At 72.6% G+C, this 20700-nt stretch carries 12 protein-coding genes; 1 reads left to right on the top strand and 11 read right to left on the bottom strand.

From position 1 onward, the window contains the following. Positions 1 to 107 precede the first annotated feature (107 nt). From fxsT (ABZ919_RS21410) to ABZ919_RS21365, 10 genes are all read right to left on the bottom strand, one after another. Entirely contained in the window at positions 108 to 3098 is a 2991-nt protein-coding gene (fxsT, locus tag ABZ919_RS21410) for an FxSxx-COOH system tetratricopeptide repeat protein (RefSeq protein WP_361250020.1), read from the bottom strand. Between the two features lie 101 nt (positions 3099 to 3199). Further along, entirely contained in the window at positions 3200 to 6181 is a 2982-nt protein-coding gene (gene fxsT, locus ABZ919_RS21405) for an FxSxx-COOH system tetratricopeptide repeat protein (RefSeq protein WP_361250018.1), read from the bottom strand. Between the two features lie 52 nt (positions 6182 to 6233). Continuing rightward, positions 6234 to 10124 (bottom strand): FxSxx-COOH system tetratricopeptide repeat protein, encoded by a 3891-nt coding sequence (fxsT, locus tag ABZ919_RS21400; protein WP_361250016.1) that lies wholly within the window; start codon positions 10122 to 10124, stop codon positions 6234 to 6236. After that, positions 10121 to 11089, bottom strand: a complete 969-nt coding sequence (locus ABZ919_RS21395) for a hypothetical protein (RefSeq protein WP_361250013.1) — start codon at positions 11087 to 11089, stop codon at positions 10121 to 10123. Before ABZ919_RS21395 ends, fxsT (ABZ919_RS21400) begins: the two co-directional genes overlap by 4 nt. After that, positions 11086 to 12135 carry a MoxR family ATPase gene (locus tag ABZ919_RS21390; RefSeq protein ID WP_361250011.1) on the bottom strand — a complete coding sequence of 350 codons (1050 nt, stop codon included), beginning with the start codon at positions 12133 to 12135 and terminating at the stop codon, positions 11086 to 11088. Before ABZ919_RS21390 ends, ABZ919_RS21395 begins: the two co-directional genes overlap by 4 nt. Further along, the gene (locus ABZ919_RS21385) at positions 12135 to 13379 is read right to left on the bottom strand and encodes a toll/interleukin-1 receptor domain-containing protein (RefSeq protein WP_361250008.1); all 1245 of its coding nucleotides are present in this window, start codon (positions 13377 to 13379) and stop codon (positions 12135 to 12137) included. The genes ABZ919_RS21390 and ABZ919_RS21385 overlap by 1 nt, the downstream gene beginning before the upstream one ends. Positions 13380 to 13401: 22 nt before the next feature. After that, positions 13402 to 14292, bottom strand: coding sequence for a DUF4231 domain-containing protein (locus ABZ919_RS21380; protein WP_361250005.1), 891 nt, complete (start codon positions 14290 to 14292; stop codon positions 13402 to 13404). Between the two features lie 46 nt (positions 14293 to 14338). After that, a complete protein-coding gene (locus ABZ919_RS21375) occupies positions 14339 to 15577 on the bottom strand; it encodes an FxsB family cyclophane-forming radical SAM/SPASM peptide maturase (protein WP_361250003.1) in 1239 nt (412 codons plus the stop codon). Positions 15578 to 16292: 715 nt separating this feature from the next. Continuing rightward, positions 16293 to 17138: an LLM class flavin-dependent oxidoreductase gene (locus tag ABZ919_RS21370; protein ID WP_361250163.1), complete on the bottom strand. Its 846-nt coding sequence runs from the start codon at positions 17136 to 17138 to the stop codon at positions 16293 to 16295. A gap of 109 nt (positions 17139 to 17247) precedes the next feature. Continuing rightward, on the bottom strand, positions 17248 to 18276 hold the full coding sequence (locus tag ABZ919_RS21365) for an aldo/keto reductase (protein WP_361250000.1): 1029 nt from the start codon (positions 18274 to 18276) through the stop codon (positions 17248 to 17250). Positions 18277 to 18656: 380 nt separating this feature from the next. On the opposite strand from ABZ919_RS21365, the gene ABZ919_RS21360 reads away from it, so the two are divergent. Beyond that, a complete protein-coding gene (locus tag ABZ919_RS21360; RefSeq protein ID WP_361249998.1) occupies positions 18657 to 19940 on the top strand; it encodes a Tat pathway signal protein in 1284 nt (427 codons plus the stop codon). Positions 19941 to 19979: 39 nt separating this feature from the next. Here the strand turns inward: ABZ919_RS21360 and ABZ919_RS21355 are convergent, their stop codons facing one another. Next, positions 19980 to 20285, bottom strand: coding sequence for a hypothetical protein (locus tag ABZ919_RS21355; protein WP_361249995.1), 306 nt, complete (start codon positions 20283 to 20285; stop codon positions 19980 to 19982). Between the last annotated feature and the right edge of the window lie 415 nt (positions 20286 to 20700).

The following is a 20700-nucleotide window of genomic DNA, read 5'->3' as shown; positions in this document are numbered from 1 at the left end:
AGCAGGTCCGCCGCCTGGAGGAGAAGGCCGGGTACTCGGGTGATGCGACAACGCGGCGAGGTGCCGTGCCGGGCGTCGCGAGCCGGTGAACCTTTGCGGTCGCAGCACTAGGTCGGCTGTGCCTCGAAGTCCCAGTACGGGCGGGCGCGCGAGAGCATGTACCGGGTCTGGTGGTGGTCACGGCCCAGAGCGGCCGCCAGGGCCGTCAGCGCCGTTCGTTCCAGGGCGTCCGCCTCCTCCTCACGGCCCTGCGCGCGCAGGTCCTGGGCGAGCCCGGCGCTGAGGTTGACCGACAGGACGTGGCCGGTGCCGACCGCGGCGACCGCCCGCTGCAAGGCGTCCCTGCCGACGCGTTCGGCTGCCTCCCTGTCGCCCAGGGCGGCCAGTGCCGCGGTGCAGTTCATCGCGCAGCCCACCGCCCAGACATGTCCGCGTCCTATGGCCTGCTCCAGCTGCCGCATCGAACCGTCGGCCAGACGGCGTGCCTCCTCGGTCTCGCCGTCGTCCAGCAGGAACAGGGCGCAGTTGTTGCGGGCGCCGATCGTGTAGGGATGCAGCTCACCCAGGCGGTGCGCGTACGCCTGCGCGGTCTGCTCGGCCATGTTCCGGGCCTCGTCGCGCTCGCCGAGCACGCGCAGCAGCATCGCGTAGTCCAGCGACACCATCAGCACGTCGGGATGCTCGGCGCCGCTGAGCACCTTGAGCCGCCTGCGGGCGTCGCGCATCGTCTCCCGGGCCTCTTCGAGCTCACCGTCCCGCCGCAGGCACAAGGCGAGGTTGTGCTCGGCGAGCAGGGTCTGCCGGTGGGCCTCGTCCAGGGTGCGGCGCAGCAGGTGCACGTTGTACGCCTGCAGGCTGCGCGCCTCGTGCAGCCTGCCCAGCAGCCGCAGCATGCGCGCCGTGTAATAGCCGGACTGCAGGGTGCGCCGAGCCCGTGCGCCGAGCAGTTGGACCCGCCGGTCGTACACCTCCCGGTGCAGATCGCAGGACTCCTCGTAGTGTCCCTGCATGCCCAGGGCCAGGGCCAGGTTGGTGCGGAACTGGAGGATCTGGGGAACGTAGCGCTGACCGAGCCAGTCCGCGGCGTTCTGCGCCGCCTCCTCGTACAGGGCGCGTGCCTCGTCGTAGCGGCCGCGTGCCATGAGGGTGGCGCCGAGGCCGTCCTTGGCGCGCAGGAGTTCCAGACCGCTGTCGGTGCCGGCCTCCTCGAGCAGGGCCAGCAGGGTGCGGTCGGACTTCTCCGCCTCCTCGTAACGGCCGAGGCCGCGCAGCATCCGCGCTTCCTGGTGCGCGACCGCGAGCACGCCGGGCTCGGTCGGTTCGAAGGTGTGCCGCCAGCGTTCCAGCACCCGACGGGCCAGCGCCCAGCCGTCCTGGTACTCGCCCCGCACCCTGAGGTAGTCGATGCAGTTCCGCAGCAGTTGGCGTACGTCGCCGTCGTCCGACTCCAGGGCGCCGGACGGCTCCAGGTGCGGGAGGATCTCGGCGTACCGGTGCCAGTTGCGGGGGGAGCCGGGCTCGCCCGGGTCGGAGGCGACGAGCACCCGTGCGGCTGTCGCGGCGTACTCACGCTCGGTCTCCGCGGTGAGGGTGTCGCGGATGAAGCGGCGGAAGCTGCGGTGCATGCGCAGGGAGACGACGCTGGTGGAGTCGTGCCGGGCATCGGTGGCGAACTCCACGCGCATCGAGGTCAGTTCGGAGATCGTCAGCAGGGCGGCGTCCCAGCTCCCGGGCTCGCTGACCAGGCGGGCGAGGTGGGTGGGCAGGTCGCTGGGGCGGGCCGAGCGCAGCAGCCGGACGGGCAGCATGTCCGGTGAGAAGAACGTGAGCAGGAGCAGCAGTTCGTGCACCGAGGGCGACCGCTCGGCCAGCGCGTGCAGGGTCTTCGCCCACACCTGACGGTGGGCCGCCGGCACGCCGGCGGGGGGCTCGGCGGCTTCCTCCGGGGCGGCGGGCGGCTCTCCGTCCGTGGTGAGGGCGCTCAGATAGCGGGCGATGTCGGCGGCGGGATGGGCGTCGATCCAGGCGGCGCTCTGGTCGATGACGAGCGGCAGGTCGCCGAGTACGGCGGCCAGTCTGGCGGCCTGGGCCTCGGTCAGCCGGGGCGCCCGGCGGCAGGCGAAGGCGACGCTCTCCTGCCGCTCGAAGGGCGGCAGTTCGCGCGGTTCGGCACCGTGACAGGTCCACCGTGTGTCCTGTGCCGTGATCATCACCTGGCCGCGGCCCCGGGGCAGCAGCGCCGCGACGCCCTCGACGTCCTCCGCGCCGTCGAAGATGACCAGCCAGCGCCCCTTCTCGTCCCGTTCCAGGGCCGTCTGCACCGCCTCGATCTGTCCCGTCAGCTGATCCCCCTCGCCCAGGCCCACCTCCCTGGCGAGTGCCGCGAAGCCCTCGCGCGCCGCGGCCTTCGTCGCGGCGGGCACCCACCAGATCAGGTCGTACTCGCCGGCGAAGCGGCGCGCGTACTCGGCGGCGGCCTGGCTCTTGCCGACGCCAGGAGGCCCGTGCAGCAGCACCCTGCGGCCCTGCCCGTTGCCCGAGTTCAGCAGGTCGTGGACCTCGTTGAGGAGATCCTCGCGCCCGGTGAACCGCGGGTTGCGGCGCGGAGTGTTGGCCACGTCCGGCGGGTCCTCGGGGTAGCGCGGCCCGTTGTCCTGCCGGGTGTAGGGCGCGCGCGGTGTGCGGCCCACCTTGGCCAGGACCCGGCGGCGCGCCTCCTCCGGGCCCACGCCCCGCAGGGTGACCGCGCCGAGACTCACCGCCTCGTCCGGCAGGGCGCGGGTGGTGACGGTGACCGCTCCGACGCGGTCGTGCAGGCGCGGCATCAGGGCGTGCAGCATCCGGGCCCACTCCCGGTTGCGGCCCGTGTCGAAGCGCAGATACCAGTCGTCGAGGACGAGCAGCACCCGCCCGGGCTGAGCGAAGAAGGCCTGCAGCGCCGTCGGCTCGGGCAGGCCGCTGAGCGGGGACCAGCGCACCTCCGTGACCGAGCAGCCCTCCTGGACGAGGACCCACGCGATCCACTGCGCCCAGCCGTTGCTGACACCTGCGTAGACGACGGTGGCGCGTGGCCCGTAGGCCGAGGGCCGTGCGGTCATGGGCGGGCTCCTGAAGGATCAAGGGAGCCGGGCGGCTCACTGCTGATGAGGCAACAAATACCCTGATTTTCATAACAGTTGTCGCTGAGCGGTGTTCCCGGTCACAGCGGCTGCGGTTCGAAGTCCCAGTACGGGCGGACCCGACGCTGGGCGTCGCGGGTGTGCGGGTGTTCGGGCCCGAGGGTGTCACCGAGAGCACGGACCGCCTCGCTCTCGTGTTCCGCCGCCTCACCGGCCTGCCCCAGGCTGCGCAGATCGTCGGCCAGGGCCGTTCTCGCCGACAGGGTCAGCGGGTGGGCCCGGCCGAGCACCCGGGCCGCGCGGCGTACGGTGTCCCGGCTGAGCTCGTGCGCGGCCTGGTTGTCGTAGGCGCGGCTGCGCGCGCCGCTGAGGTTCAGGGCGCAGCCGAGCGTCCAGGGATGGTCGCCGCCGAGCGCCTCCGTCATGTCCCGCAGGGCTGCCTCGGAGCGGCGCAGGGCCTCCTGGTGGTCGCCCGCGTGCCCGAGGGCGAGACCGAGGTTGCCCCAGGTGCCGATGGTGTAGGGGTGCCCGGGGCCGAGGAGGCGGTCGTAGCGTTCGGCGACGGACTCCGCGTACCGCAGGGCCGCGCCCAGTTCGCCGTGTTCGCGCAGGAAGGTCGCGTAATCGGCCTCGACCACGAGGGTGTCGGGGTGGTCCGGTCCGAGGACCTGGGCGGCCCGGCGGGCGGCCCCCGACAGCCGCTCGCCCGCCTCGGACACGTCTCCGGCCCTGCGGCGGGACACCGCGAGCTGGTGGTCGGCCAGGATGGCCTGCGGATGGCGTGCGTCCGAGATCTGCCGCAGGGTGCGCACGATCTGCTCCAGCCGCGACACCGACTCCGGGTAGTCGCCCAGCAGGCGGATCAGGCGGGCGTACACGGTGCCGGAGAGCAGGGTGAGGTGGTGCCGGGAGCGCAGCCGGCGCTGCCGGATCTGCAGGACGTCCCGGTGGATGGCGCGGGCCTCGGCGTAACGGCCGAGCATGAGCATGGCCAGCCCCTCGTTGTGACGGGCGGCCAGGGTCGGCGGGGCCTCCGTGCCGAACTGCTCGGCGAAACGCCCGGCGGCCTCCGTGAACAGCTGCCGGGCCTGCATGAAGCGGCCGAGTGCGAGCAGGGTGCTGCCCAGCCCGTCCTTGGCGCGCAGCAGATCGGGGTGGTCCTCGGGCCGGGCGGCGGCGAGCTGTTGCACGACGGCGCGGCCCAGTTCCTCGGCGTCGCCGTACCGGCCGGCCAGCCGCAGGATGTGGCATCGCTTGTGCTGCAGGGACAGCAGCGCGCCGTGCGCGGCGTCCAGATGCTGCCAGTGCTTGAGCACCTCGTCGCAGAGCCGGAGCGCGGTGCGGTGCTCGCCCCGCACCCGAAGGTACTCGATGCAGTTCAGCACCAGTTCCTGTACGGCCGTACGGCTGGAGTCGAAGGCGCCCGCGAACTCCAGGTGCGGCAGGAGCAGGGCGTAGCGCTCCCAGTCGCGGGTGTCCCCCGGCCGCCGGGGATCGGCTCCGACGAGCACCTGGCAGGCGATGTCGGAGTAGTCCCGCCCCTCCTCGGCGCTCAGCGTCTCGCGCAGGAAGCGGTGGTAGAGCCGGTGCATCCGGACCTGTTCGACCGCGGGGTTGTCGGCCAGGTCCTGCTCGTAGTCCAGCCGTACGGCGGTGTACCCGGAGAGCCGGCGCAGTGCCAGGTGCCAGGAGCGCGGGTCGCGGACCAGCTCGTCCAACGAGGCGGGCAGATCTCCGTAGCGGACCTCGGTGAGCAGCCGTACGGGGATCTCGTTGGGCGAGAAGAAGGCCAGCAGGCTCAGCAGCTCGGCTGCCTTGGGCTCCTGCTCGCGCAGGGTGTCGAGGGTGGTGGTCCAGGCGGTGCGGAAGCCGGGCGGGTATCCGGCGTCGGTCTCCGTGCCCTCCGGGTCCTCCGTGGCGTCGCGCAGGAGCCGTACGTAGTCCCCGGCCGGTACCTGGTTCGCGTCCAGCCAGGCGGCCGTCTGGGCGAGCAGCAGGGGCAGGTCGCCGACGGTGGAGGCCAGTTCGTCGGCCTCCACCGGCGTCAGGCGCCGCGCCCGGCGCCTCACGTAGGCGACGCTTTCCACCCGGGTGAAGGGCAGGACGTCCAGCACCCGGGTGCCGGGCAGGGCGGACCAGTCCGAGGTGCCCGCGGTGAGCAGGACGTGGACGTTCCGGTCGGGCAGCAGGTCGGCCAGCTGAGCCGCCTCCTCGGCGCCGTCGAAGACCAGCAGCCAGCGGCCGTGCCCGGCGGAGCGCGCGGCCTCGTGCAGGGCCCTGATCCGCTCTCCGATGCGCTCGCTCACCGGCAGTCCGAGCCGGGGTGCCAGCGCGGCGAGGCGCTCGCGGGCCTTGGCGCGATGAGTTGCGTCGACCCACCAGACCACGTCGTAGTCGTTGCCGAAGCGGTGGGTGTATTCGGCGGCTATCTGGGTCTTGCCGGTTCCGCTGGTGCCGTGCAGGACGATACGGGTGACGGGTCCGCGATCGGGTCCCGGAGTGGTCAGCAGCGTACGGATCTGCTCCAGCTCGGCGTCCCGGCCGGTGAAGCGGCGGTTGCGCCGGAAGGTGTCGAGCACCGCGGGCGGCTCGTTGGGGAAGCGGGAGCAGGTCTGCGCCGACGGCTGCAGCGGCCCGGCCGGGTCGATCGAGAGCCTGCGCAGCAGCCTGCGCACCGCCTCCTGCTCGTCCAGGTCGTGCAGGTCGGCCGGCTCCAGCAGGGAGACGGACGCGGGCACCCGCTGGGTGGCGACCGTGACCGCCGCGAACCGCTCGGCCTGCCGGGGCACGGTCTGCCGCAGCACCCGGTTCCAGTCGTCCTCCGGAATGGGGCCGAGGCCGAAGTACCAGTTGTCCAGGACCAGGACGACACACCCCGCAGCGGTGAGCAGCGCGCCGAACTCCTCCTCGAAGGGCACGTCCACCCGCGGGTCCCAGCGCCGCATCGCCACCGTGTGGCCGCGCGCGCTCAGCTGGTGCGCGATCCAGGCCGCCCACGGGCGGTTGAACCCCGCGTAGCTGATGGTGAAGTTCCGGCCGTGGGCCGTGCTCCGGCTGTCCATGCGCCTGGTCTCCTCCGCGGCCGCCGTACCGGGTGCGGCGGCCTGTGATGGGTCAGATGGGCTGCGGTTCGAAGTCCCAGTGCGGTCGCCTCAGCGCTTCCGCCGACCTGGTGTGCGGGTGCTGCGGCCCGAGGGTCTCCCGGAGCCGTTCGACGGTCTCCCGCCGCAGCTCGTCGGCCTCCTCGGCACGGTTCAGCGTGCGCAGGTCGCAGGCGCGGGCCGTGGCGGCGGCGAGGGTGAGCGGATGGGCCGCGCCCAGCTGCCGGGTGGCGGCCTCCGCCAGGTCCGTGTCGTGGGCCAGGGCGGCTTCGAGCCCTCCCGCACGGGCCAGCCCGGCGGCGAGGTTCAGGCGGCAGCCGAGGGCCCAGGGGTGGACCTCCCCCACGGCCCGGGTCATGAGCTGCCAGGCGGTGTGCGCGGAGGCGTCGGCCTCGCCGCGTTCGTCGCCGTCGGCCCACTGGGCGAGGGCCAGGTTGCCGAGAGCTCCCGCGGTGTACGGGTGGTCGGGGCCCAGCAGTCCGAGGTAGCGCTCGTAGACGGTGCGGGCCAGCTCGTGAGCCTGGCGCGGGCTGCTCACGCGCAGCAGGGTGGCCCGGTCCGACGCCATCATCAGCGTTTCGGGATGCAGCTCGCCCTGTGCCTGCTGCGAGCGGGCGGCAACACTGGTGAACAGGGTCGAGGCCTCCTGCAGTTGCCCGTCCCGGCGCAGGCACTGGGCGAGGTTGTGCTCGGCGCGCAGGGTCTGCGGGTGATGGGGGCCGAGGACGCGGCTGTGCAGCCGGGCGTTGTGCTGCTGCAGTCCGAGTGCCTCGCGGTAGCGCCCGAGCAGCCGGGTCATCCAGGCCAGGCACAGGCCCGAGTACAGGGTCTGGTAGTGGTCGGCGCCGAGCCGGCGGCTGCGCAGCTCGAACAACTCCCGGTGGATGTCGAGGGATTCTGCGTACCGGCCGAGCAGGCCCAGGGTCAGCGCCATGTTGCTCTTGGCGTTGAGCGCATACGGCTCCTGGGGGCCGGAGCGGTTCGCGTGGCCCTGCCAGACCTCCTCGAACAGCTCCCGGGACCGCTCGAACTGGCCCAGAGCCATCAGGGTTCCGCCCAGTCCGTCCTTCGCCCGCAGCAGTTCGGGGTCTTCGGCGTCACGGGTGCGGGAGAGCTGCTCCACCGGGGCTCGGCCGACGGCCTCGGCGTCCCGGTAACGGCCCACGCGGCGCAGCAGGTTGGCGTGCTGGTGCACCAGGACCAGCATGTCCGGATCGGTCTCCGGCAGGCGCGGGCGCCAGCGGGTCACCGCCTGCTGGCACAGGCGCAGCCCGATGTCGTACTCGCCGCGCAGCCGGAGGGTGTCGACGCAGTCCAGTACGAGGCGGCGCACCCCCGGCTCCACCTGGTCGAGGGTGCCCGCGTAGTCGAGATGGGGGATGAGCTGCCGGTACGCGGGCCATTCGCGCTGGTCGCCCGGCCGGCCCGGGTTGGCCGCGGCGAGGACCCCGCAGGCGGCGGCGGACAGCTCGGCCGAGCGGTGGGCGGGGAGGTTGCCGCGGATGTAGCGATGGTAGAGCCGGTGCATCTGGGCGGATTCGACACCCCACTCCAGCGAGGGATCCTCGGTGTAGCCGAGATGGATGGCTGTGAGGTCGGCCAGGCCGGCGAGGGCGTTCTGCCAGCGGGTGGAGTCGGAGACGGTGCGGGCGAGGCTGCCGGGCCGGAACACGGCGGCCGGGGCGGCCGCGATGAGGCGGAGCGGAATCGCGTCCGGGGAGAACATCACCATCAGTTCGATGAGTTCGGCGGCCTCCGGGTTGCGCTGCCGCAGGGTGCTGAGCAGCAGGCCCCATGTCCTGACGAAGCCGACCGGGTAGTCGTCCTCGATCCGTACGGCGAGCTCTTCGGGCGACTGCCGGTCCAGCGCCTCCAGGTAGGAGTCGACGGGTTCCAAGGGGTAGGCGCTCAGCCAGGCGGTGGTCTGCGCCAGTACGAGCGGCAGGTCCTGCGCCGCCTCCGCCAGGCGGTCCGCCTGGGCCTCGGTGACCCGCGGCACCCGGCGGCTGATGAACGCGGTGCTCTCCTTCCTGGAGAAGGGGCGCACCGTGTACTCCTGGAAGCCCAGCACGCCGGCCCAGTCCCGGCTGAGGCTGGTGACGAGCACGTCGCCGCTGCCCTCGGGCAGCAGGTCCCGTATCCCGCCCACGTCGTCCGCGCCGTCGAAGACGAGCAGCCATCGGCGGCGGGGGCCGCCGCGGCCGCGCAGTGCGGTGTGCACGGCGCGGACCCGTTCTCCGACGTCACGGCCGACCGGGAGTTCGAGGTGCACGGCGAGGGCGGCGAACTCCTCGCGTGCGGTGGGGCCCGCTTTCACCCACCACACGACGTCGTAGCCGTCGCCGTAGCGGTGTACGTACTCGACGGCCAGCTGGCTCTTGCCCACCCCGGAGATGCCGTGCAGGACCACGCGGGCGCCCATGGGGCCGGGCTCGGCCAGAAGTTCCGACAGCTCCTCCAGATCGTCCTTGCGGCCGGTGAAGTGGGCGTTGCGCCGGGGGGTCTCGCGGGCCTGCGGCGGGTCGTTGGGGAAGCGGGGTCCGTCCGGGGGCCGGGGTTCCTCCCCGGGCGGGATGCCCAGCCGCTCGAGGATTCTGCGGCGGGCCTCGCTCTCGTCGAGCCCGGCCACGTCGACGGGCCGCAGCAGGCCCGTGGCGACGGGCAGCGGCTCGGACGACAGCACGATCGCGGCGAAGCGCTCCCGGTGCGGGGCGACGATCAGCTCGAAGGCCCGTGTCCACTCCGACTCGTCGTACAGGTCGGGCCGCAGGGCGCGCTCGTTGACGAGCAGCAGCACCTGGCCCGGTGCGGCGAGCAGGGCGCCCAGGGACTCGGTGGGGCTGCGGGAGGCGGTGTCCCAGTGCAGCAGGGTGGTGGTGCAGTCGGCCCGTTCGATCTGGTGGGCGGCCCACAGGGCCCAGGAGCGGCTCTCGCCGGCGAAGCAGATGCTGATGTGCCCGACGGCCGGGGCTTCGGGCGTGTCGTCCTCGTGGTGCTGCGGCGTCCGGGCCGGATCCTCGGCCGGATCCTGCGCCGGCAGGGTGGATCCGGGCTGGGTGACCACCGCAGAGGGCAGTGCGTACGTGGCCCCGTCCGCCGTGCGCAGCAGTCCCCCGGCGGGCCCCACCCACTCCTCGACCGCCGTGTCCCGGCCCACGAGGATCGTCCTGATGGAGCTGGCCGTGACCAGCTCCACGACGCGGGGATCGGTGTCGGGGACGGTGATGGAGAAGTGGCCGGGGCCGAGGGGAGCGTCGCTCAGCAGCAGCCGGGGGCCGTCCCAGCCCAGGTGCAGGCGGGCCTTCGGCAGTCCTTCGGCGATGACGGCGACGTCGGCGAGGGCGAGCCGCAGCGGGCGGGGCGGGTCCGGGGGGTCGAGGGAGAGCCGGACCGCGGAGAGGGTCAGCAGCTGCCAGGCGGTGGTCGAGCGCCGCACCCGCTCCGGAAAGGTGTCCCATGCGTCGGTGAACCAGCGTGCGACGGCTTCGCGTTGCTCCTCGACGAGGGCGCGCAGGGCCGGACGCAAGGTCTCCTCGATGCTCCGGTCGGCGTCGGGGTGCCCGCTGACGGCCTGCCACGTGGCCGTCTCCTGGGCGATCAGGGCGGCCGACTGTCCCGCGCGCACCTGCTGGAACGTGGGCCACAGGCGATGGACGGGGTCGTTCGCGCCGGCCTGGCGGAGTCTGGCGGCGAGTTCGGCGCGCAGTTCACCGAGCTGCCGGGGATCGAGGACGACGTAACCGAATCCCCGGTGCGCGACCAGGTCCCCGAACCAGAGGTCCACTTCGGCGGCGACGTCGAGCCCGGGCGCCGCGCGCAGGCGTACCGCTCGCATCAGCTCCGGTTCGATCCGGGCGGCGATGCTGAGCATGATCGCCAGCGCCCGCCCGGGCCGCGCGGTCATGGCCGGGCTCCGAGGGCCTTGCCGACGGTGGTACCGCGGTCCCAGGTCAGCATGGGCAGCAACCCGCTTGCCCAGCGCGGCCAGTGCTGCTCCGGAAGCGGGACGAGGGCGACGGGTTCGCTGCCGCGCTGCCGGATCGTGTGGATCGTGGTGCGCCACTCCTGTTCGGTGCCGCGCCAGGGGTTCAGGAGGGGACCGCCGGCCCCGAGGTCGGAGAGGATCAGCACCCGCATGCCGGGCCTGGGCGGGCGGTACGGCTGCCAGGTGGCGCGGGAGCCGGGGCCGGCGCCGCGCACGGGTGCGTCCGAGAAGCGCAGCACCTCGGTGTTCGCGATGCCGGCGAGCGCGCGGACGTGGGCGACGACGTCCTCCACGTCCCGGGCGAAGGGCTCCATCGCGCCGGAGGTGTCGGCGAGGATCTGGACGCCGTAGCGGAGGGTGGACAGCGGCAGCCGGGGGATCGCGGTCAGCGGGCGGGCGCGGGCGAGTTCCTCGGTGGCGCGCTCGACGTCGAGCTCCCCCTCGTGGGTGGTGCGGGAGAGCACCATGGTGAGCAGTGCGGCCGTGGATCGCGGCGCGAGCAGCGGCAGGTGCGGGGGCCGGCGGGCCGCTTCGCCGCGTGCCCGGGGGCGGGGCAGCGGGGGCGTGGTCCAGTGGTGCGTCTGCGGGCGGGGCTCGCCGACGGGGATCAGGACGGTGACGGTGTCGGCGAGTGCGGTCCGCCCGCTGCGGGCGAAGACCGGGGGGGCCGGGTCCGGCTGGGGCCGTGGGAGGGTGTCCTGCCGCGCCGGAGCCTGCCAGGCGGGGGTGTCGGCACGGGGCTCCTCGCGGCCGGGGCGCGGTGGCTCGGCGGGGGCGCCGCTCATGCCGAGCAGTGCCGCGATCCGCGCGTAGTCCTCCGGGGAGCGGGTGCCGAGAGCCCGGGCGGCCCTGGCGACGTCTCCCAGCCAGGCCTCCCCCGTCATGCCGGGTCACCGGCCATCTGTTGCGGTTTGATCAGCACGTTGCGGGTCAGCAGCTGCCACTCGTCGCTGCCGGGGCGGATGCGCAGGGACCGGCAGGCGAGCAGGGCGTCGAGGTACTCGGCCGTGCTCGGCCGGCGCACGTCCTGCATGTCGGCCTGTTCGCGTACCTCCATCAGCTTGTCGGCGACCGCCGCGGCCAGTACCTCGTCGCCGGGTGTCACCTCACCGGGCCAGATCCGCATGTGTTCCTTGGCGATGCGGACGAGCATGTCCCTGTCGTGCTCGGGCAGGACGTGCACCACGCAGCGGCGCAACAGGGCCTGGGGCAGCTCGCGTTCCTCGTTTGTGGTGAGGACCACCAGGTGACGTGCGGGCAGCGTGTCCTCAGCGGTGGAAGGCGCGGGCGGATCCGGCTCCTCGGTGCGGATCTCCTGACCGATCTCGGTGACGACGAACCGGTGCAGGCCGAGCGGCACCAGGAGGCTGTTCGGCACGTCCGGATCCGCCTTGTCGATCTCGTCGATGAGGACGACGGCGTGGTCGGGGCTGCGGTCGCGGTTGATCTTCTCGAACGGGTCCGGGCAGGGGTCGGGCACCACGGCGTCCTCGGGCCTGCCGCGCCGGCCCGCCGAGCGCGGGGCCAGGGCCCACCACAGGACGCCCGGCTGGACATAGCTCGCGTCGTCGGGCCGTTCTCCGCGCAGGGCGGCGACCTGGGCGTCGCCGAGCCTGCGGACGCTGTCGTAGCTCCACAGCAGTTCCCGCGGCTGGGTGCGGTAGGTGACCACGTGCTCGTAGTAGCGCCAGCCCAGCCGGCGGGCGATGAACGGCGCCAGGGAGGACTTGCCGGATCCCGGCATGCCGCGCAGCAGCAGCGGCCGGGCGGTGGCGCGGGCCACCCGCACCGCGAAGTCCAGGTCGGACGGCATGACGTAGACGCGTCCGTCACCCCGGTCGGGAGTGTCGAGCCACTCCGGCCCGGTCACTCCGCCGGGCCTGTCCTGTGCGTCTGGCCTGTCCTGGGCGTCGGGCTGCTCTTGGCTCATCATGCCCCCCTGTAGGTATGACCCACGCAGTCACGCACCCGCTCCACCACTGCGTTGACCACATTCTCATGCTCCGCCTCGAACGGCGGGTCGAGAACCAGCACTTCGTCGGGACTTCCCGGCCAGCGGTCCCGTACGTCGGCGCCCCGGCCGGAGATGACCAGCACGCTGATCCACGGGATCTTCTCGTGCAGCTGGGCGATGACCCGGTGCACGACGCCCAGATCGCACCGGTTGGCGTCCAGCAGCAGGAAGAGCCGGCCGAAGTTGCGTGGTTCCCTCGGGTGGTCGAGCTTCTGGTCGGGTGTCAGGCCGATCTTCTGCTTGACCGCCTGCTCGCACTGCTCCAGCAGATAGAACTCAGGGTCGTCGTCGCCGGGCGGGCGCCCCGCCGCTCTGGCGATGTAGTAGCTCCTGCGGTCGACGCAGAAGGCCCGGTCCAGGTAGTGCTCGCCGATCAGCGGATTGTCGACGTTCAGGATGACGACGCGGCGGACGGATCCGTCCCGTTCGCGCACGATGCGCCGGGCCTGGTCCCGGTCGACCCAGACGGGCAGGATCTTCTTGGCCAGTTCCGCGACCCGGTCCGGCTGCAGACCGCCGTCGCGGGCCACCAGCACCACGTTGCACAGTTTCACGACGTCGTGCGTGTCGAGCATCTGGCAGGCCAGCAGGGCGGGGGCGAACCCGATGATCAGCTGGTCGTGCTCCTCCTGGGGGATGTCCAGCTCACGGGCGATCCTGGCGTAGGTGGGTTCGTGCTTGATCTCCTGGAGCTGGATGCCGATGCTGTCCAGCCAGGCGCTCATCGCGTCGTCACCCGTGCGCCGGCCGCGGGGGAACATCCGGACGAGCTGCTCGATGTCCTCCTCGCTGCAGGTGCTCAGCCGTTCCACGTCGTCGTCGGCGAGGTAGCGCAGCTCGGAGGCCCGCAGCAGGCCGGCGGTCACCTCGCCCACCAGGACCGTGACCAGCACCATGTCCGGACGCAGCGTCTTGCGCCAGTGCAGGATGTTCGTCTCGCGCCGGACCCAGGACGAGCCGAGGGCCGCCTCGTTCACCAGGACGAGGGCCGCCTCGCACTGGGCGAGCATTCTGGCGAGCTTCAACTGCCAGGGGCGGCCGGGCTCTCGGCGGCGTACGTCGAGCAGGACCGCGTGCTCACGGTCCTCCAGACCCTTGGCGATGGCGTCGCGCAGCCGGGCGGTCGTCTCATCCGCGCTGGTGCTGTGGCTGATGAACACCTTGACCACCCTCGCCCCGCCTTCAGTCCGCGATCCACTTGGCCATCCAGCCCTCGTTCTGCACCGAGACGACGTGTTCGGTCCGCTCGGCCAGCCGGTCGGCGTTAGCGTCCGTGGCCGGGTCGCACTGCCGCCACCACCGCAGCAGCCGGTCCAGCTCGCCGGCGGTTCTGCTGAACTCGAGCTGCTGGCTCACATAGCGCGCCGACGCCCCGTACGACACCACGGCGGCCGAGACGGTGGAGACCACGGGGATCCAGGCCGCCGCCGCTTGCGCTTCGTAGGCCCCGGCCACCGCGCCGAGTACCACGGAGACGGCCGCCAGCGCCTGGCCGCAGCGCTCCACCAGACGGGCGCGGCCTGCCATCTCCTCCGCCTTCGGCCGGTAGTACTCCTCGAGTTGGCGCCGAAGCCGCTGCTCGGCGTACCCGGCGGGGTCGGTGACGGGCGGCAGTGGGCGGTCGGCCGGGCGGATGCCGTGGGTCTGCGGTTCGAGGTCGGCCGCCTCGGCGAACACGGCTCCGGTGCGGTCCAGCAGTTCCGCGTCGCGGTGCGCCGGCTGCCGGTACTGGGCGACTCCGGCCAGGTAGACGTACAGCTGGCTCTTGAGCTCCTCGGACACCGAGCGCAGTCTGGTCCACTGCCGCACCCGGCCGGGCGCGGCGCCCAGAGCCGTCAGCGGTGTGGTGCCCGCCGCGAGAAGGGCCAGGAAGGCGAAGGTCCGTCCGGCCGGCGAGGACACCGGCATGAGTTGCGCGGACGCTGCTCCGAACACACCGGCGGCGACCCCTGCGCACAGCGTGACGAGCCGTGCCCGGGCGATCGCCCTCCTGTGCCGGTCGGCAGCCTGCGACCAGATGCTCTGGGCCCGCCAGACTTCCAGCGCCGCGGCCCCTCCCCCGACAGTGCTCACAGCAGGATTCTGACGCCAGATCAACTGCCGTGCAACGAGAACGGGTTCAATGGGGCAGGAGGGGTTCCGAGCACAGCACCGGCTCGATCCTGCGGGCCACATGCCGGATGAGCAGCTCGAGATCCGCGCAGTACACCGATCTGTTCCGGAAACCGCTTCCGCGGTGGTACCGGTGGGCGTAGTGCCCCCCGCCGCAGATGTGCAGCACGGGGCAGCGCAGACAGTCCGCGCCGAGGGCGCGGACGCCCAGCTGCCTGGCCACGATGCCGGGGTGTTCCAGTACGTCGTCGAAGCTGTTGCGGAAGACGTCCATGCCGGTCGCGGGCGCCTGCGCGTATGCCGCCTTCAGGCTGTCCACCTGCTCGATCGCGCCGTCGGTGTCCACCACGACGGCGGCGACCGGGGAGAGTCCGACGGCCTCCGCGCGGCTCGGGAAGCCGAGCAGCAGTCCGATGATCTCGGTGAAGAGCCGGATGCGCGTCCGGTACCGGCCGCCGTCGAACCACCGGTCGAAGACCCGGACGAGCCACTCCCCGTACGGGGCCGAGCCGACGCTGGAGGGGCCCTTGCCCGGCGGTGGCGACTCCCAGTTGGCGTGCGGCAGAAGGAAGTCGAGGGCGGCGGGCCGGAACTCCATCAGGGAGTCGTAGACGTCCTCCGGGTCCAGGTCGAGATCGATGGTGCACAGCAGTCCGGCGTAGGCCTCGGGATGCCGGGCGAGCAGAGCCAGACCCCGGGTGGCGGCCGCCCAGGCGGGCCGGCCGGCGTGGTCGGTGCGCCGCTTGTTGTGTTCGGGCCGGCCACCGTCGAGGCTGACGCCGACCCGGACTCCGGCCGCCGCGAGCCGTCGTACCGCGTCCGCGGTCAACAGGGTGCCGTTCGTCTGCACGCTCACCAGGACCTCACAGGGCGCCCCGGTGGCGGACCGCACCGCGGCACGCACCTCCGCCACCTGCCGCAACGCGGTGTCCACACCTCCGAGAAGAGGCTCCCCGCCGTGCAGTTCGACCCTGATCCGCCGCAGCCCGTGGGTGGCCACGTGCTCGCCGATCCGCTGGGCGCTGCGCTCCAGCACGTCCTGCCCGACGCGCGGCGGGCGGCCGCGCCAGGAGTCGTCCGCCGCGTTGTACACGTAGCAGTAGCTGCAGAGCAGGTTGCAGCGGCTGTTCAGTTTCAGGACGAACTGCTGGAAGGGTACCGGCGGGACGCCCGCGTGGCGGAGGGCGGGCACGTCCAACAGCCGGTGCGGCCACGGCGCCGACGCGTGTACGTCTGCCGGGGCCACCGCTCCCCCTTCCGGACCGTGTCTCACCTCAGGGACTGTCCTCGTAGTACGCGACCGGCCGATCCAGTGACTGTGCCTGACGTTCCGTCAAGTGACGCAGCACCTCCGTCAGCACCGGATGGTCCAGGCCGCGTTGCAGCAGCTCCGGGCCGGCGCCCGCAGGGGGACGGAACCGGACGGCTTGACCGGGGCCGTCGGCCACAAGGCGGTCGTCCAGCCGGGGATTCGACACTGTACTCCCTCCGCGATCAGCCACTTTGGGCGTGGCTGTGCCGTCTCGCGGCGTGAGCGACACGGCGACGGGCCAATGGTAGAGCCAGCCGCGCGCCTCGGAGCCGCCAACGGCGCCTTCGGGGCGCCCGGTGTCCCGGCCCTCTTCACGGCCCCGCCCCTCGCCGCCCGCCTCCGATCGCGGGAATGAGCGCGGCCGCACGGCGATCCCTCCTCCGGTAAGGAGAGAAGTCACTTAATGGCCATTACTGTCGAGGTCGCTACGGCAGGCCCCGTGACACCCCTCATCGATGCGTTCACCGTGCCACCCGGCCGGCAGGAGGAGCCCGTCACCCTGCTCGTCCGGGCCACCGAGGACACGGTGAGGCGCCAACCCGGCTTCACCTGTGCCGACTTCCACGGGTCCCGCGACGGCGAACGCCTGATCGACCACACCCGGCGGGGGACCGTGGAGCACCACCGCAGAGGTGGTGAGGGCGGGCGATCAGAGCGACGGGCCGATGAGCTCGTCGGCGACCCACCGGGCGACACCCGTGGGGTACGGCGCCGACAGCCCGAGGACGACGTGCCCGAAGCCGGCGGCGAGCGCCTCGGCGACGGCGTTCCGGGTGCTGCCGGTTTCGTCGCAGGAGACGGGCAGGTGGACCGAGCGGGTGACCGAGGCGGGGTCGCGGCCGATCTCGGCGCAGTAGCGGTCCAGCAGTGCGCTCCGGCCGGCGATGTCGTCGATGTCGCCACCGCCGGGGATGTTCCCCAGGTCGGCGTGTGCCGCGGCCACACGCAACGTCGCGGACGACCGGCCGCGGACGAGGATCGGCGGGTGGGGACGCTGTACGGGTTTGGGGTTGCCGAACGCTCCGGTGAGGCGGTGGTGGCTGCCGTGGAAGTCGAAGGGTTCGGCCTCCGTCCACAGCCGCCGGATCACCGTACAGGCTTCGGCAAGGCTGCCCACGGCCTGCGCGGAGTCGTGGAAGGGCAGGCCGTGCGCCGCGTACTCGCGCCGGGCCAGGGGATGACCGGGCCGGGAGCCGACGCCGATGCCGAAGTCCAGTCGTCCGCCGGAGACGACATCGACCGTCGCGGTGATCTTGGCCAGCATCGCAGGGGGTCTGAACCGGTTACTGGTGACGAGGACGCCGATCCGCAGGCGCCGGGTCTGTGCGGCGAGAGCGGAAAGCAGCGTCCAGCCCTCGCACGTCGGCCCGTGCGGGTCGCCGAAGATCGGCATGAGGTGATCGAACAACCATGCGTGCTCGATCACCGGGAGCGCGTCCGCCTCGCGCCACACCCGCAGGAGATCCTGGTAGTCGACCTGCGACGGGGCCGTCATGATGCCGAAGCGGGGACGAGACCTGGCCGGCACGAGCTGTCGTCCTTTCGCCGAGCGGGGCTCGGAAGCGGTTCGCCGGTCGTTGGCGGGGCCGGGCACGGCGGCCGCCCTAGGCGGCTGGGCGTCGCCGCAGCGACGCCTCGAGCAGCGCGGGCGGAGTGTCGTGCTTCTCCTCGGGGGCCAGGTCGACACCGGGGGCCACGACCGCGTCCACCGCGTCGAGCACGTCGGCGGACAACTCGACGTCGGCAGCGGCGAGTTGGGAGTGCAGGTGGGCCGGCGTGCGAGGGCCGATGAGCGCGCTGGTCACCGCGGGATGCGCGGTGACGAAACCGAGGGCGAGCTGGATCAGGGTGAGGCCGGCCTCGTCGGCGACGCGGGCCAGCCGCTCGACGGCCTCCAGCCGGGCCCGGTTCGCGGGAACGGCGAGATCGAAGCGCTGCGGCATGAAGGCCGAGCGGTGGGTGGTGATGTCCCGGCCCGCACGGACGGCGCCCGACAGCCAGCCCGACGCCAGCGGGCTCCACACCAGCACACCGAGTCCGTACTCCTCGGCGACGGGCAGCACATGGCTCTCGACCCCGCGCTGCAGGATGGAGTAGCTGGGCTGTTCGGTGACGTAACGGCCCAGGTGGTGCTCACGGGCGGCCCACTGCGCCTGGACGATGCGGTGGGCGGGAAAGGTCGAGGAACCGAAGTAGCGGATCTTCCCTGCGCGTTGCAGGTCGGTCAGGGCCGACAGCGTCTCCTCGTCGCCGGTGCTCGGGTCCCACCGGTGGATCTGGTAGAGGTCGACATGGTCGACGCCCAGGCGGCGCAGGCTGTTGTCCAGGGCGGTGACCAGCCAGCGCCGCGAACCGCCCCTGTGGTTGCGCTCGTCACTCATGGGCATGGCGGCCTTCGTCGCCAGAACAATGTCGTCGCGGCGACCGGCCACGGCTTTGCCGACCATCTCTTCCGACTCGCCCTCGCCGTACATGTCGGCGGTGTCGATGAGATTGATCCCGCCTTCGAGAGCGGCGTCGACAAGGGCGGTGACCTCCTCCTGAGTGGTGCCTCCGATCCGGCCGAAGTTCATCGCGCCGAGCGCGAGGGAGCTGACCTGCACACCGGTGCGGCCGAGGGTGCGGTACTGCATGACCGTGTCTCCTGACTGGGGGCAGCGTCACTGGGCGCGGAGCGTCGCGGAAACGGACGACGAGAGGACATGCGTCGTGGTCGGCCGAGGCTCTGACTCCGCGAATAAGCGGAACATCGTTCCGGTACGACCATACGGAACACTGCTCCGGTTAGCAAGCGGGGCAGGTGGACACCCAGGGGCAGTCTCTGTCCCGGCGAGGGAGGCGGGCCGAAAAGGTGAGAGCCGGCGACCTGGCCGAGGGGCGTCGTCAGGTGCACGAGCGTGCGAGCATGCGGCTCACGGGGCGGACTCCGGGCCACCCCTACGGACACCCTGAGGGTCAGGATCGGGGTCCTTCCCCGATGCGCGGAGAGCCGACGGGCCGTCAGGGTTGATCCATGACGAATCATCTGCCGCGCGGCCGCCGCGAAGTCACCCGGCGGCGCGCGCTCACCGCCTGCGCAGTCGTCGCGCTCTGTGCGCTCACCGCCGCCGTGCCGGCCGCCGCCGCCTCCCGTGCCGCCCCCACCGCGCCGAAGCCGGTCCCGTCCTCCGCCCACCACCTCTCGCTTCCCGCCCCGACCGGGCGGTACCGGGTCGGGGAGGTGGACCTGCACCTGGTGGACCGCACACGGCCCGATCCGTGGCATTCCGCGCGGAGCCGGCGCGAGCTGATGGTCAGCGTGTTCTACCCGGCGGCGCACACGACCGGCCGCCCGGCGGCCCCCTACATGCTGCCCGCCGCGGCCTCCCACTTCGCCGACGTCACGGCGAACGGCTACCTCGACCTGCACATTCCGTCCGGCCGTGCGGACTGGGCCCGCACCGTCACCCACGTGACCCGCAGCGCTCCCGTGTCCGCCGGGCGTGCGGGACGGCTGCCGGTGGTGCTCTACTCCCCCGGACTCGGCGAACCCCGCACCTGGGGCACGGCGATGGCGGCCGACCTGGCCGGCCGGGGCTACGCCGTCGTCACCGTCGACCACACCTACGAGTCACCCGAGGTGGAGTTCCCCGACGGCTCCCTCGCCACCCTGACGCTGCCCTCGGATGCCGATGCGTTCCTGCGCAAGGCGCTGGCCGTCCGGGTCGCCGACACCCGTTTCGTCCTGGACCGGCTCAAGGAGCTGAACAGCGGCCGCAACCCCGACGCGGAGGGACAGCCGCTCCCCGACGGCCTGGCCGGGGCGCTGAACCTGGCCGAGGTGGGCATGTTCGGTCATTCGATGGGTGGCACCGCCGCCGCCCTGGCGATGGGCGCCGACCACCGGATCACCGCGGGCATCGACATGGACGGCAATCTGACCTACCTCGACGGCTCGCTCATGCCCGTCGCCCGCCACGGCCTCGACCGGCCCTTGCTGCTGATGGGCAAGGACGGCAAGACCGACACCGGCCCCGGCTGGCAGGCGTTCCGCGCCCACACTCCAGGCTGGAACCGTCAGCTGATCCTGCGCGGCTCGGAGCACGCCTCGTTCACCGACGCGGAGGCTCTGGTGCCGCAGCTGCGTCTGCCGCGATGTGCGCAGACCGACGACATCGGCACCATCGACCCCGCCACGGCGATACGCACCAACGAGGCCTATGTCTCCGCCTATTTCGATCACTGGCTGCGCGGCCGCAGTGGGCGGCTGCTGCAGGGGCCGTCACCGCGGTACCCGGACATGCTGTTCGTCAGGTGATCGCGGCGGCGCGGAGAGGAGCGCCGGAGCGCGCCGGGGCTAACAGGCGGGAGCGACGAAGCGCGTCAGCTGGTCCTTGACCCACGGGTCGTACACGGCCAGACGGTGCCGGGCGACGGGGTCGAACGTCGCCACCTGCCCGGCGACCCACGGATCCATGCACCGGCGGTGGCCGGTGTGGCGGTACTGGTTCTGGCTGGAGTGCGCAGCCGTGGCACGGGTGGCGGTGTGACCGGCGTCACTCGGCGTGGTCGCCGCCGCGGAGGTGCCGCTCGCGAGGAGAGCGGCTGCGACCATCGCGGTGGCCAAGCCGGTGGCACCCGCGTTCCTTGTCAGCTTCTGCATGGCCTGCTCCTTTCGGTTGAGCCCATGTGGTTCTCATGGCCGGTAGGGGCGTCTACCCAGGAGCTCGCGCCCCACTCGCCCCGCTGGCCCGTGACCGAAACGTGACCGGGGTCTCCCGCTGCGGCGGCGGAGTACCTGGTGAACACGGTGTCGCCAGGGAATCCGAGGCGGTCACCGACGGCCACGACCGGCAGGTCGGTGTGCCGCAGCAACCGCCGTGCCTCCAGCAGGACCGGTCGTCGACGAAGGTCTTCGCCCCGGTGCCGACGGCCGAGCAGGGGGCCCGGGTGAGGATCCGGAGGCCGTAGCCGAGCGCACGGGCGTAGGTGTCGTACCGGTGCACCTGGCCGGGCCGCACCCCAGCCGGTCACCGGCGGTCAGCACGCACGAGGTCGAGGGAGCAGCGCAGCCGACC

This window comes from Streptomyces sp. NPDC046759 (assembly GCF_040645475.1).
In the GTDB taxonomy this organism is placed as follows: Bacteria; Actinomycetota; Actinomycetes; order Streptomycetales; family Streptomycetaceae; genus Streptomyces.
The sequence above is the reverse complement of the archived record's forward strand: the minus strand, read 5'-3'. Positions and strand labels throughout refer to the sequence as shown.

Excerpts from the sequence above, each read along its gene's own strand:
- fxsT (WP_361250020.1), bottom strand. The coding sequence starts at position 3,098 with ATGACCGCACGGCCCTCGGCCTACGGGCCACGCGCCACCGTCGTCTAC.
- fxsT (WP_361250018.1), bottom strand. The coding sequence starts at position 6,181 with ATGGACAGCCGGAGCACGGCCCACGGCCGGAACTTCACCATCAGCTAC.
- fxsT (WP_361250016.1), bottom strand. The coding sequence starts at position 10,124 with ATGACCGCGCGGCCCGGGCGGGCGCTGGCGATCATGCTCAGCATCGCC.
- ABZ919_RS21395 (WP_361250013.1), bottom strand. The coding sequence starts at position 11,089 with ATGACGGGGGAGGCCTGGCTGGGAGACGTCGCCAGGGCCGCCCGGGCT.
- ABZ919_RS21390 (WP_361250011.1), bottom strand. The coding sequence starts at position 12,135 with ATGAGCCAAGAGCAGCCCGACGCCCAGGACAGGCCAGACGCACAGGAC.
- ABZ919_RS21370 (WP_361250163.1), bottom strand. The coding sequence starts at position 17,138 with ATGACGGCCCCGTCGCAGGTCGACTACCAGGATCTCCTGCGGGTGTGG.
- ABZ919_RS21365 (WP_361250000.1), bottom strand. The coding sequence starts at position 18,276 with ATGCAGTACCGCACCCTCGGCCGCACCGGTGTGCAGGTCAGCTCCCTC.
- ABZ919_RS21360 (WP_361249998.1), top strand. The coding sequence starts at position 18,657 with ATGACGAATCATCTGCCGCGCGGCCGCCGCGAAGTCACCCGGCGGCGC.
- ABZ919_RS21355 (WP_361249995.1), bottom strand. The coding sequence starts at position 20,285 with ATGCAGAAGCTGACAAGGAACGCGGGTGCCACCGGCTTGGCCACCGCG.